The organism is Leclercia pneumoniae, from assembly GCF_017348915.1.
Classification (GTDB): domain Bacteria; phylum Pseudomonadota; class Gammaproteobacteria; order Enterobacterales; family Enterobacteriaceae; genus Enterobacter; species Enterobacter pneumoniae.
On the sequence record NZ_CP071383.1, the window covers coordinates 2,979,110 to 2,991,536 of the forward strand.

General features: G+C 56.1%; 11 protein-coding genes. All 11 read right to left on the reverse strand.

Translation table 11 applies throughout. The annotated features are described in order from the left end of the window. Positions 1 to 69: 69 nt before the first annotated feature. Positions 70 to 1,911, reverse strand: a complete 1,842-nt coding sequence (gene nuoL, locus JZ655_RS14440) for an NADH-quinone oxidoreductase subunit L (protein ID WP_040074685.1) — start codon at positions 1,909 to 1,911, stop codon at positions 70 to 72. Then, positions 1,908 to 2,210 carry an NADH-quinone oxidoreductase subunit NuoK gene (gene nuoK / locus JZ655_RS14445; RefSeq protein WP_207292146.1) on the reverse strand — a complete coding sequence of 101 codons (303 nt, stop codon included), beginning with the start codon at positions 2,208 to 2,210 and terminating at the stop codon, positions 1,908 to 1,910. Before nuoK ends, nuoL begins: the two co-directional genes overlap by 4 nt. Beyond that, complete coding sequence (nuoJ, locus tag JZ655_RS14450) at positions 2,207 to 2,761, reverse strand: NADH-quinone oxidoreductase subunit J (protein ID WP_040074683.1); 555 nt, start codon at positions 2,759 to 2,761, stop codon at positions 2,207 to 2,209. Before nuoJ ends, nuoK begins: the two co-directional genes overlap by 4 nt. 10 nt (positions 2,762 to 2,771) lie before the next feature. Next, positions 2,772 to 3,314, reverse strand: coding sequence for an NADH-quinone oxidoreductase subunit NuoI (gene nuoI, locus JZ655_RS14455; RefSeq protein ID WP_003861491.1), 543 nt, complete (start codon positions 3,312 to 3,314; stop codon positions 2,772 to 2,774). A 13-nt stretch (positions 3,315 to 3,327) separates the two neighbouring features. After that, positions 3,328 to 4,305 carry an NADH-quinone oxidoreductase subunit NuoH gene (gene nuoH, locus JZ655_RS14460; protein ID WP_040074682.1) on the reverse strand — a complete coding sequence of 326 codons (978 nt, stop codon included), beginning with the start codon at positions 4,303 to 4,305 and terminating at the stop codon, positions 3,328 to 3,330. Further along, positions 4,302 to 7,025 (reverse strand): NADH-quinone oxidoreductase subunit NuoG, encoded by a 2,724-nt coding sequence (gene nuoG, locus JZ655_RS14465; RefSeq protein ID WP_040074680.1) that lies wholly within the window; start codon positions 7,023 to 7,025, stop codon positions 4,302 to 4,304. Before nuoG ends, nuoH begins: the two co-directional genes overlap by 4 nt. 145 nt (positions 7,026 to 7,170) lie before the next feature. Continuing rightward, positions 7,171 to 8,508: an NADH-quinone oxidoreductase subunit NuoF gene (gene nuoF / locus JZ655_RS14470; RefSeq protein ID WP_046884688.1), complete on the reverse strand. Its 1,338-nt coding sequence runs from the start codon at positions 8,506 to 8,508 to the stop codon at positions 7,171 to 7,173. Further along, positions 8,508 to 9,008: an NADH-quinone oxidoreductase subunit NuoE gene (nuoE, locus tag JZ655_RS14475; RefSeq protein WP_006176513.1), complete on the reverse strand. Its 501-nt coding sequence runs from the start codon at positions 9,006 to 9,008 to the stop codon at positions 8,508 to 8,510. The genes nuoF and nuoE overlap by 1 nt, the downstream gene beginning before the upstream one ends. 2 nt (positions 9,009 to 9,010) lie before the next feature. After that, positions 9,011 to 10,813, reverse strand: a complete 1,803-nt coding sequence (nuoC, locus tag JZ655_RS14480) for an NADH-quinone oxidoreductase subunit C/D (RefSeq protein ID WP_154298765.1) — start codon at positions 10,811 to 10,813, stop codon at positions 9,011 to 9,013. A gap of 90 nt (positions 10,814 to 10,903) precedes the next feature. Continuing rightward, entirely contained in the window at positions 10,904 to 11,578 is a 675-nt protein-coding gene (gene nuoB, locus JZ655_RS14485) for an NADH-quinone oxidoreductase subunit NuoB (protein WP_032612787.1), read from the reverse strand. A 15-nt stretch (positions 11,579 to 11,593) separates the two neighbouring features. Next, the gene (gene nuoA, locus JZ655_RS14490; protein ID WP_032612789.1) at positions 11,594 to 12,034 is read right to left on the reverse strand and encodes an NADH-quinone oxidoreductase subunit NuoA; all 441 of its coding nucleotides are present in this window, start codon (positions 12,032 to 12,034) and stop codon (positions 11,594 to 11,596) included. Positions 12,035 to 12,427: the final 393 nt, after the last annotated feature.

The window sequence follows — 12,427 nt, forward strand, 5'->3', positions numbered from 1 at the left end:
TGCATTCCTTTTTAAGGCCCCCAGCAGGGGCCTGATTTTCAACGAATTCGAATAAAATTCACTTAACGATCAACGCAATACCATCAGCAGCGCCAGCACAACAACCGCACCGATGCTCATGGACGCTACATACCAGCGCAGATAACCGTTCTCGCTGAACAGCAGGCCTTTACCTGCAAAGCGAGAGAGGATTGCCGGGATGTTCATCAGTGAGTTCAGTGGATCGCGCTTAATCAGCCACGCAATGCCGAGGAACGGTTTCACGAAGATCATGTCGTACAGCCAGTCGAAGCCCCACGCGTTGTACCACCAGGTGCCCAGCAGACGGCCCGGCGCGCTGTTAGCAACCGCAGTCACCAACGTACGTTTGCCCAGCCACAGCCATGCCGCAATCAGGATGCCCGCAATCGCGACCACACCGGAGGTGATTTCGAGGGTCAGAACGCGACCGTGCTCAAGCTCGGTGGTTGCCGGCAGTACGCCCTGCAGCGGTGGCACGATCATCGCGCCAACGAAGGTGGAGAGTACCAGCAGTACAATCAGCGGCAGGTGGTGGGTAATCCCCTTCCCTGCGTGAGCGTGAATCTGTTCTTTACCGTGGAAGACGATGAAAATCATACGGAAGGTGTACAGGGAGGTCATGAATGCACCGACCAGACCCGCAACCATCAGATTGATATGACCATTCGCCATGGCGCCCGCAAGGATTTCGTCCTTACTGAAGAAGCCCGCAGTGATCAGCGGCAGTGCCGCCAGCGCCGCGCCGCCCACCAGGAAGCAAGCGTAAACCAGCGGGATGGACTTACGCAGTCCGCCCATTTTGAAGATATTCTGCTCGTGGTGGCAGGCCAGAATCACCGAACCGGATGAGAGGAACAGCAGCGCTTTAAAGAACGCGTGAGTCATCAGGTGGAAAATGGCCGCGTCCCACGCCTGAACGCCCAGCGCCAGGAACATGTAGCCGATCTGGCTCATGGTGGAATACGCGAGAACACGCTTGATATCGGTCTGCACCAGCGCGGCGAAACCTGCCAGCACCAGCGTTACGGCACCCACGATACCCACCAGATGCAGAATTTCCGGGGTCATCAGGAACAGACCATGGGTACGCGCAATCAGATAAACCCCTGCGGTCACCATGGTCGCGGCGTGGATCAGCGCGGAGACAGGCGTTGGGCCCGCCATCGCGTCGGCCAGCCATGTCTGCAGCGGCAGCTGTGCGGATTTACCCACAGCACCACCCAGCAGCATCAGCGTCGCCCACCACAGCATGTTATTACCTGCCTCGAAGTGCGCCGGCGCCAGTTCCACCATTTCGCGGAAGTTCAGCGTGCCCAGTTCGTTGTAGAGAATGAACAGCGCGAAGGCGAGGAAGACGTCACCCACGCGGGTTACGACAAACGCTTTCATGGCCGCTGCGCCATTCTTCGGATCGGTGTAGTAGAACCCGATCAGCAGGTAAGAGCAGAGCCCCACCCCTTCCCAGCCGAGATACATCAGCAGCAGGTTATCGGCCAGCACCAGAACAACCATGCTGGCGATAAACAGGTTGGTGTAGGCGAAGAAGCGGGAGTAACCCTCTTCACCGCGCATATACCAGGAGGCGAACATGTGGATCAGGAAGCCCACGCCGGTGACCACAGAGAGCATGGTCAGCGACAGTCCGTCCAGCACCAGGTTAAAGCCGATGTTGAAATCACCGACCGACATCCAGGTCCACAGTGGAACGCTAAAGGCCTGACGCCCGTTATTAAAGAAGTCGATACCCGCATACGCCGTCACCAGCGCAGCCAGACCGACAGACCCCATACCAACGGTGGCAGAGAGATTCTCAGACCAGCGGCCGCGTGAGAACGACAGCAGCAGGAAGCCAATCAGCGGAAAAATAATGGTTAAGGCAAGCATGTTCATCCACGCAACTCACTTACTGAATCGATGTTCAGGTTCTGGCGGCGACGATGGAGCTGCAGCAACAGCGCCAGGCCAATACTCGCTTCGGCAGCCGCGAGGCTGATAGCAAGAATGTACATCACCTGACCATCGGCCTGGCCCCAGTAGCTCCCGGCGACCACGAAGGCCAGCGCCGAAGCATTAATCATGATTTCCAGTCCAATCAGCATAAACAGCAGATTGCGGCGGATAACCAGACAGGTTAAGCCCAGGACGAACAAAATCGCAGCGAGGATCAGTCCATGTATTAAGGGGATCATGCGCGCTCCTCCGTTTTTCTTTTCGCGCGGTCGTCAGTGCGGTTGCTCAGCACCTCGCCGACGCGCTCTTCGCGGCCAACGTGGAAGGCAACAACCAGGCCCGCCAGCAGCAGCATTGAGGCCAGCTCAACCGCCAGAACGTACGGGCCAAACAGGGCAATACCCACGGTTTTGGCGCTGATCGGCGTGCCGTCGATGCCCTGATCGTTCACGCCCAGAATGGCGTAAACAATCACCGCCAGCATGATGGCCGACAGAATCGCCGGGCCAATCCACACCTGCGGTTTTAACCACTGACGTTCCTGCTCAATTTCGGAGCCGCCCAGGTTCAGCATCATCACTACGAAGACGAACAGCACCATAATGGCACCGGCGTAAACGATGATTTCCAGCGCACCGGCGAAGTGCGCGCCCAGCGCAAAGAACACCCCGGAAATAGCCAGCAGCGAGATGATTAAATAGAGCAGCGCATGCACCGGGTTGGTGTGCGTAATCACTCGAAGCGTAGCCAGGATGGCGATAAGGCCACAGATATAAAAAGCGAATTCCATTGCCCTCTCCTTACGGTAACAGGCTCTTGACGTCGATAGGCTTAGCTTCGTTCTCTGCTTCGCCCTTATCTTTGCCGTCGATTGCCATACCCGCCATCCGGTAGAAGTTATATTCCGGGTATTTGCCCGGACCGGAAATCAGCAGATCCTCTTTCTCGTACACGAGATCCTGACGCTTGTACTCACCCAGCTCGAAGTCTGGAGTCAGCTGAATCGCCGTGGTTGGGCACGCTTCTTCACACAGACCGCAGAAGATGCAGCGTGAGAAGTTGATGCGGAAAAACTCCGGGTACCAGCGGCCGTCTACCGTCTCTGCTTTCTGCAGAGAGATACAGCCTACCGGACAGGCTACCGCACACAGGTTACAGGCTACGCAGCGCTCTGAACCGTCCGGATCGCGCGTCAGCACGATACGGCCACGGTAGCGCGGCGGCAGATATACCGGCTCTTCCGGGTACATCCGGGTTTCGCGTTTTGCAAACGCGTGCAGGCCGATCATCCAGATACTGCGTACCTGGGTGCCGAAACCTACCAATAATTCTTTTAAGGTCATGGTCTAAAGCCCCTTATGGCTGCTGCCAGAGAATGACAGCCGCCGTTACCAATAAATTGACGAGCGTCAGCGGCAGGCACACTTTCCAGCCGAAGGACATTACCTGGTCATAACGAGGACGCGGTAACGCTGCGCGAATCAAAATAAACATCATCATAAAGAACGCGGTTTTCAGCGCGAACCAGATGAATGGCGGTAAGAACGGGCCATGCCAGCCACCAAAGAACAGCGTTACCATCAACGCGGAAATGGTGACGATACCGATGTACTCGCCCACGAAGAACAGACCGAACTTCATACCGGAATATTCAATGTGGTAACCGTCGGCCAGTTCCTGTTCGGCTTCTGGCTGGTCAAACGGGTGACGGTGACACACCGCCACGCCTGCGATAGCAAAGGTAACAAAACCAAAGAACTGCGGGATAACGTTCCAGATGTCGGCCTGGTTGTTGACGATGTCGGTCATGTTGAATGAACCGGCCTGCGCCACCACGCCCATCAGGGAGAGCCCCAGGAACACCTCGTAGCTTAGGGTCTGCGCGGAAGCACGCATCGCACCCAGCAGTGAGTATTTGTTGTTACTGGACCAGCCTGCGAACAGTACCGCGTAAACCGCGAGGCCTGCCATCATCAGGAAGAACAGGATGCCGATGTTCAGGTCAGCCACAACCCAGGTCGGGCTGACGGGAACGATAGCAAACGCCAGCAGCAGCGAGGTAAAGGCGATCATTGGGGCCAGCGTAAAGATGACGCGATCCGAGAATTTCGGGATCCAGTCCTCTTTAAAGAACATCTTGATCATGTCCGCGACCAGCTGGAGTGAACCACCCCAGCCCACGCGGTTCGGCCCGTAACGGTTCTGGAACAGACCGAGCAGGCGACGTTCACCAAAGCTCATGAATGCACCGCAGGTGACCACCACCAGCAGAATCACAACCGCCTTCAGAATGCTTAGCAGGATGTCGATAAGATCCGGCGTTAACCAACTCATGCTTTTGCCTCCTGCAGGTTATCAAGACGCGCACCCGCCAGAACCGGCGCGATGCCAGGCATACCCATCGGCAGACCCACCTGGCCGGCGGTCAAACCTTCGGAGATAATCAGCGGCAGGCTGATCGTCTGGCCATCGTAGCTGAAAGCGATGTTCGCACCCGCGTTAACGCCAAGCTTCGCGGCGTCCGCCGGGTTGAGCTTGATGTACGGCTGCGGCATACGGGTCTGGAAGACCGGAGAGCGCTGGGACATTTCATCGCTACCGAACAGATGGTAGTAAGGTGCAATACGCCAGTTACCCTCTTCCGCCTGGAAGCTCGCCGGCACGGTCGTGAAGAAGTCCAGACCGGTTTCAGAGGCTTCAATCAGGCGTACGCCCGGATCGCCGTGGCGCAGGGAGCCGCCCACTTCAGCCTGGAACTTGTTCCATGCCTGCGGTGAGTTCCAGCCCGGAGCCCATGCGAACGGAATCTGTGAACGCGGTGCAGACGGCTGGTTGTTCCCTTCCATCGAGAAGGCAAACATCGTGTCTTTGTCCTGCGGCTGACGAGGCTCATGCACGCTGATGTTGGCACGCATCGCGGTACGGCCGCTGTAGCGGTGCGGCTCACGCGCCAGTTTCTGACCGCGAATACGGAAGCTCGCTTCCGGCGCCGCGTCTTTGATACCGGCCAGTTGAGGCAGTTTTTCGACTACCGCATCAATAACGTGGTCGAGCTGCGTCCAGTCCACTTCACGGCTGAGCAGGGTGCTGTGCAAGGAGTGCAGCCAGCGCCAGCTTTCCAGCATGATAATGTTGTTGTCGTAGTAGGCCGGGTCGTAAACCTGGAAGAAGCGCTGTGCGCGTCCTTCGTTGTTGATGACCGTACCGTCGCTTTCGGCGAAACTTGCCGCAGAGAGCACCAGGTGCGCTTTGTCCATAATCGCGGTGCGCTGATGGTCAATGACCATCACCAGCGGCGCTTTTGAGAGCGCTGCGTCAACGCGAGCGGCAGAGGCGTGGCGATGCAGGTCGTTTTCCAGCACCACAACGGCGTCAGCAGAACCGGATTCCAGTTCGCTTAACGCGTCTTCCAGCGAGCCGCCGCCAATCATACCCAGACCGATGCTGTTCACCGCACGGGCAATCATGGTGATACCCACGTCCGCGCCGCGGCCTTTCAGGGCTTTAGCAACGTTCGCTGCCGCCTGAACGATCTCGGCACTACCGGCGTTGGTACCGGAAATAATCAGCGGTTTCTTCGCGCCCGCCAGAGCCTGAACAATCACGTCAACCTTGTTCTGCAGGTCACGATCCAGTTCAACGGCCGGAGAGTTACTATCCAGCGCATGCGCGATGGCGAAGCCCAGGCGTGCCTGATCTTCCACCGGTGCACAGTAGGTCCACGCGGCGATGTCGTCCAGACGGGTATTGTCGACGTTGGTTACAAACAGCGGATGCTTCGCGCGCTGACCGATGTTCAGGATCGCCGCAATCTGCCAGTCAGCCACTTTCTGGGCCGCTGCCATTTCACGCGCTTTACCTTTCACCGCCTGACGAACCGCCAGAGCCGCACGTGCGCCGGTCTGAGTCAGATCTTCACCCAGCACCAGCACCGCGTCATAAGATTCGATTTCGCGCAGCGCAGGGGTGTGAACGCCACCTTCACGCAGCACTTTCAGTACCAGCTGCAGACGTTCCTGCTCTGACTTCGCGATACCGGTATAGAAGTTTTCTGCCCCAACCAGCTCGCGCAGCGCGAAGTTGCTTTCGATGCTGGCGCGCGGGGAGCCGATACCGATCACCTTCTTCGACTGACGCAAAATATCAGCCGCGCCCTGCATCGCCTGCTCGGCGTTCAGGGTGATGACGTCATCGCCACGGCGCTGAACCGGCTGACGCGGACGGTCTTTCAGGTTCACGTAGCCATAGCCGAAACGACCGCGGTCGCAGAGGAAGTAGTGGTTAACGGTACCGTTGTAACGGTTTTCGATACGACGCAGTTCGCCGTAACGCTCACCCGGGCTGGTGTTACAGCCGAGGGAACACTGCTGGCAGATGCTTGGTGCAAACTGCATGTCCCATTTACGGTTGTAGCGCTCGGAGTGCGTTTTATCTGTGAATACGCCGGTCGGGCAGATTTCTACCAGGTTACCGGAGAATTCGCTTTCCAGCACGCCATCTTCCGGACGACCGAAGTAGACGTTGTCATGCGCGCCATACACGCCCAGATCCTGACCGTCTGCGTAATCTTTGTAGTAACGCACGCAGCGGTAGCAGGCGATGCAGCGGTTCATTTCGTGAGAGATGAACGGCCCCAGGTCCTGGTTACGGTGGGTACGCTTGGTAAAGCGATAGCGACGGAAGCTGTGACCGGTCATGACGGTCATATCCTGAAGGTGGCAGTTACCGCCCTCTTCACACACCGGACAGTCGTGCGGGTGGTTGGTCATCAACCACTCCACCACGCTTTCGCGGAACTGTTTGGCTTCTTCGTCATCAATCGAAATAAACGTGCCTTCGGTGGCCGGCGTCATACAGGACATCACCAGGCGACCACGCGTGTCTTCCGCGTTTTGATATTGCTTCACCGCACACTGGCGGCAAGCACCGACGCTGCCCAGCGCCGGATGCCAGCAAAAGTACGGAATATCGAGGCCAAGAGACAGACAAGCTTCTAGCAGGTTGTCCGCCCCGTTGACTTCGTATTCTTTGCCGTCTACATGAATCGTAGCCATTAGCATGCTTCCAGTTGGCTCGAATTGCTTCGAGCGTTAATCAAAATTCTTTTTATCACCCTTACCCTACCCCTCTCCCTGAAGGAGAGGATAGAGCCCGGTTTTCTCCCTCTCCCTTGAGGAAGAGGTCCGGGGCAAGGGGGAATTACCAGCGTGCTTTAAGCAGGTTCGGCTGAATACCATTGATCGAATGGGTATTACTGAACGGCTGCTTGATGCCTGCTTCGAATTCTTCGCGGAAATATTTAATCGCGCTCTGCAGCGGCTCGACGGCACCCGGTGCGTGGGCACAGAAGGTTTTACCTGGGCCCAGGAATCGACACAGTTGCTCAAGTGTCTCGATATCACCAGGCTGACCTTCGCCACGTTCGATAGCACGCAGAATTTTCACGCTCCACGGCAGACCGTCACGGCACGGCGTACACCAGCCGCAGGACTCGCGGGCAAAGAACTCTTCCAGGTTACGCACCAGCGGAACCATGCCGATCTCGTGGTCGACGGCCATCGCCAGCGCCGTACCCAGACGGCTGCCCGCTTTACCAATGCTTTCGAATTCCATCGGCAGGTCGAGGTGAGCTTCGGTCAGGAAGTCTGTTCCTGCTCCACCCGGCTGCCAGGCTTTGAACTTCAGGCCATCACGCATGCCGCCCGCGTAGTCTTCAAGAATCTCACGCGCGGTGGTACCGAACGGCAGTTCCCAGACGCCAGGATTCTTCACGCGGCCGGAGAAGCCCATCAGCTTGGTGCCGGCATCTTTGCTTGAAGAGATGCCCTGATACCACTCCACGCCATTGGCGAGGATCGCCGGAACGTTACACAGGGTTTCGACGTTGTTAACGCAGGTCGGTTTACCCCACACGCCGGAGCTTGCCGGGAACGGCGGCTTGGAACGTGGGTTCGCACGGCGGCCTTCCAGGGAGTTAATCAGCGCGGTCTCTTCACCGCAGATATAACGCCCTGCCCCGGTATGCACGAACAGTTCGAAGTCAAAACCGGTGCCCAGAATGTTTTTACCGAGCAGACCGGCTTCGGTCGCTTCGGCAATCGCGCGACGCAGGTTTTCCGCCGCTTCGATATACTCACCGCGCAGGAAGATGTAGCCACGGTAGGCTTTCAGCGCAAACGCGGAGATCAGCATGCCTTCCACCAGCAGGTGGGGCAGTTGCTCCATCAACAGGCGGTCTTTATAGGTACCCGGCTCCATTTCATCAGCGTTACACAGCAGGTAACGGATGTTCATGGATTCGTCTTTTGGCATCAGGCTCCACTTCAGACCGGTGGAGAAGCCCGCGCCGCCGCGCCCTTTCAGGCCAGCATCTTTAACCGCATTGACGATCTCATCCGGGGCCATACCGCCGAGCGCCTTGCGCGCGCCAGCATAGCCGTTTTTCGCCTGATACTCTTCCAGCCACACCGGCTGCTTGTCGTCGCGAAGACGCCAGGTCAGCGGATGGGTTTCGGGAGTCAGAATAATATTTTTCATTATTTATACTGCTCCAGCAGGTCAGGAATCGCTTCCGGCGTCAGATGGCTGTGAGTGTCCTCATCAATCATCATGGTCGGCCCCTTGTCGCAGTTACCCAGGCAACAGGTTGGCAGCAGGGTAAAGCGACCATCAAAGGTCGTCTGACCCGGCTTGATATTGAGTTTCTTCTCAATGGCGGCCTGAATGCCCTGATAGCCCGTGATGTGACAAACAACGCTGTCACAGTAGCGGATCACATGGCGGCCTACCGGCTGACGGAAGATCTGGCTGTAGAACGTGGCTACGCCTTCAACGTCACTTGCCGGAATACCCAGCACTTTTGCAATCTCATAGATCGCCCCATCCGGCACCCAGCCACGCTGTTTCTGTACGATTTTCAGCGCTTCAATGGACGCCGCACGCGGGTCTTCGTAGTGGTGCATCTCGTGCTCAATGGCGGCACGCTCTGCTTCACTCAGCTCAAAAGCCTCGGTCTGTGGTTGTTGATTCTCGTGCATAATTAGCGGTCCACATCTGACATAACAAAATCGATACTACCCAGATAAACAATCAGGTCGGAGACCAGACTGCCGCGAATGGCGGCCGGGATCTGTTGCAGGTGCGCAAAGCTTGGCGTACGCACGCGGGTACGGTAGCTCATGGTGCTGCCGTCGCTGGTCAGGTAGTAACTGTTGATACCCTTGGTCGCTTCAATCATCTGGAAGGATTCTTGCGCCGGCATGACCGGACCCCAGGAAACCTGCAGGAAGTGGGTGATCAGGGTTTCGATATGTTGCAGCGTGCGCTCTTTCGGCGGCGGCGTGGTCAGCGGGTGATCCGCTTTAAACGGCCCTTCCGGCATGTTGTTGAGGCACTGCTCAAGGATGCGCAGACTCTGACGCAGCTCTTCCACTTTCAGCATCACGCGGGTGTAGCAGTCGGAAACACCACCGCCAACCGGGATTTCAAAGTCGAAGTTCTCGTAGCCAGAGTATGGACGGGCTTTACGCACGTCGAAATCGATACCGGTAGCGCGCAGACCTGCACCTGTTGTGCCCCACTCCAGCGCTTCTTTCGCGCCATAGGCAGCAACGCCCTGGGAGCGGCCTTTCAGAATGGAGTTGCGCAGCGCAGCTTTCTCGTAGGAGGCGAGACGTTTCGGCATCCAGTCGAGGAACTCACGCAGCAGACGGTCCCAGCCGCGCGGCAGGTCGTGTGCGACGCCGCCAATACGGAACCAGGCCGGGTGCATACGGAAACCGGTGATTGCTTCCACCAGATCGTAAATTTTCTGACGGTCGGTAAAGGCGAAGAAGACCGGGGTCATCGCACCGACGTCCTGAATGAACGTGGAGATGTACAGCAGGTGGCTGTTGATACGGAACAGTTCAGACAGCATAACGCGGATTACGTTAACGCGATCCGGCGTGGTGATCCCTGCCAGTTTCTCAACGGCCAGCACGTATGGCATTTCGTTAACGCAGCCGCCCAGATACTCAATACGGTCGGTATACGGAATATAGCTGTGCCAGGACTGACGCTCGCCCATCTTCTCAGCACCACGGTGGTGGTAACCGATGTCAGGAACACAGTCGACAATCTCTTCGCCATCAAGCTGAAGAATAATACGGAAGGCACCGTGCGCAGACGGGTGGTTTGGACCGAGGTTGAGGAACATGAAGTCCTCGTTATCGGTACCGCGCTTCATGCCCCAGTCTTCCGGCTTGAAGGTCAGCGCTTCCATCTCCAGATCCTGCTTGGCTTTGGTCAGCTCAAACGGGTCGAATTCGGTCGCACGTGCCGGATAGTCTTTACGCAGCGGGTGGCCGGTCCAGGTCTGCGGCATCATGATGCGCGTCAGATTCGGGTGGCCATCGAAAGTCATACCAAACATTTCCCAGGTTTCACGCTCATACCAGTTCGCGTTCGGGAAAATTTTGGTGATCGTCGGCAGATGCATGTCGTTTTCAGACAAGGCCACCTTGAGCATGATATCCGTGTTGCGGTCTATTGAGATCAGGTGGTAGAAAACGGAAAAATCCGCCGCGGGTAACCCGTGGCGGTGCGTACGCAAACGTTCATCCATGCCGTGTAAGTCAAACAGCATGACGTAAGGTTTTGGCAATTTCTTAAGGAAATCGACAACTTCCAGTAATTGCTCACGCTTCACCCAAACAACGGGTACCCCGGTGCGGGTGGCCTGAACAGTAAAGGCATCCGGCCCAAAACGGTTGCGCAGTTCGCCAATGACCGGGTCATCCAGGTGATCCCGTGTTTGCCATGCGGCGTCTTGCGCGGTTAAGTCGGTCATATTGTTCACCATTGCAAATGGTCCGTGGTGACTGCCAGGCGGGGCTTCGCGCTATTTGAATAGTGATGTACGAAGCTTTTCTCCACCGCCCGCAGGCGCAAATTAAATTTCGTCAGGCGTACGCAGGTTGGTCACTGCAATACGTTCGCCGCGTTTACGCTCGCGCTCAGACTGCATGTTCGCGCGATAGACACCCTGGTCGCCTACCACCCAGGAGAGCGGACGGCGTTCTTTGCCAATCGACTCCTGCAGCAGCATCAGCGCCTGCATGTAAGCTTCCGGGCGCGGCGGGCAACCTGGGATGTACACATCAACCGGGATGAACTTATCTACGCCCTGGACAACGGAGTAAATGTCGTACATTCCGCCTGAGTTTGCACAAGCGCCCATGGAAATAACCCATTTTGGCTCGAGCATCTGGTCGTACAGACGCTGAATGACCGGCGCCATTTTGGTAAAGCAGGTACCGGCCACCACCATCAGGTCAGCCTGACGCGGAGAGGCACGCAGTACTTCTGCACCAAAACGCGCAACGTCATGCACCGCAGTGAATGACGTCACCATTTCAACGTAGCAGCAAGAAAGACCAAAGTTATACGGCCAGATGGAGTTCTTACGACCCCAGTTGACCATATCGTGCATGGCATTTTCGAGTTTGCCCATGTACACGCTTTTATTGACTTCTTGCTCCAGGGGGTCGGTTACGATCTCCTGTTTTTGCAGGGGGTAACGGTCATTCTCACCGTTAGGATCTATGCGGGTGAGCGTATAATCCATCTTATTGCCTCGCTGTTACTGCTGACGATTAGAGATACTGTTTTCCGGGTTGATACGTTCACGACGTGAACGTGCAGGTGTCCAGTCCAGCGCGCCAATACGCACCAGATAAACCAGACCGGCCAGTAACACTAAAATGAAAATTGCGGCCTCGACAAAGCCCACCCAACCACTTTCACGAATGGAGGTAGACCATGCGAAAAGATAGAGCGCTTCAACGTCGAAGATGACGAAGAACATGGCTACCAGATAGAACTTGGCAGACAGGCGTAAGCGAGCAGTACCTACAGAATCAATACCTGATTCAAAAGGTGTGTTTTTGTGCCTTGCGCGGGCGCGACCGCCCAGGAACCAGCCGCCGACTAACATCAGGCAGCACAGGCCAATGGCTACAATAAGAAAGATTGCGAATGCCCAGTGATGAGCGATGACTTCTGTGGATGTTGACATACTCATTGCTTACTCATCAAAAGTGATACCGACGACACTGCTCTTGCTGGCAGATGGGCATCACATCGATTCATGGGGAGGAACAAATAACCTTACACCAACTGTCAGAAATGAGACATAGACAGCAAAATGATGTGGTTTTTTACTCCTTGCTATAACCTTTTGTCAACTTTAACAAAGGTTTCTTCACATTAAATTACATCGAACGATTCTCGTTAACATTTAATGCCCTTTAACCCTGGCGGGAACATGACATTTGGTCAACTGCATACTGTTGAATCGTGTCCGTTTTGATGTAAAAAAAAGATTACCCTCCTATTTTGACAGGATTTGTCGCTGATTCCTCCCCCCAAAGAGGAGTATTTTCTTGATCTGAGACACGCTTTTGTTAATTCAATC

Bases quoted from the DNA above. Each gene is read 5' to 3' on its own strand.
- nuoL (WP_040074685.1), bottom strand. From the start codon at position 1,911: ATGAACATGCTTGCCTTAACCATTATTTTTCCGCTGATTGGCTTCCTG.
- nuoK (WP_207292146.1), bottom strand. From the start codon at position 2,210: ATGATCCCCTTAATACATGGACTGATCCTCGCTGCGATTTTGTTCGTC.
- nuoJ (WP_040074683.1), bottom strand. From the start codon at position 2,761: ATGGAATTCGCTTTTTATATCTGTGGCCTTATCGCCATCCTGGCTACG.
- nuoI (WP_003861491.1), bottom strand. From the start codon at position 3,314: ATGACCTTAAAAGAATTATTGGTAGGTTTCGGCACCCAGGTACGCAGT.
- nuoH (WP_040074682.1), bottom strand. From the start codon at position 4,305: ATGAGTTGGTTAACGCCGGATCTTATCGACATCCTGCTAAGCATTCTG.
- nuoG (WP_040074680.1), bottom strand. From the start codon at position 7,025: ATGGCTACGATTCATGTAGACGGCAAAGAATACGAAGTCAACGGGGCG.
- nuoF (WP_046884688.1), bottom strand. From the start codon at position 8,508: ATGAAAAATATTATTCTGACTCCCGAAACCCATCCGCTGACCTGGCGT.
- nuoE (WP_006176513.1), bottom strand. From the start codon at position 9,008: ATGCACGAGAATCAACAACCACAGACCGAGGCTTTTGAGCTGAGTGAA.
- nuoC (WP_154298765.1), bottom strand. From the start codon at position 10,813: ATGGTGAACAATATGACCGACTTAACCGCGCAAGACGCCGCATGGCAA.
- nuoB (WP_032612787.1), bottom strand. From the start codon at position 11,578: ATGGATTATACGCTCACCCGCATAGATCCTAACGGTGAGAATGACCGT.
- nuoA (WP_032612789.1), bottom strand. From the start codon at position 12,034: ATGAGTATGTCAACATCCACAGAAGTCATCGCTCATCACTGGGCATTC.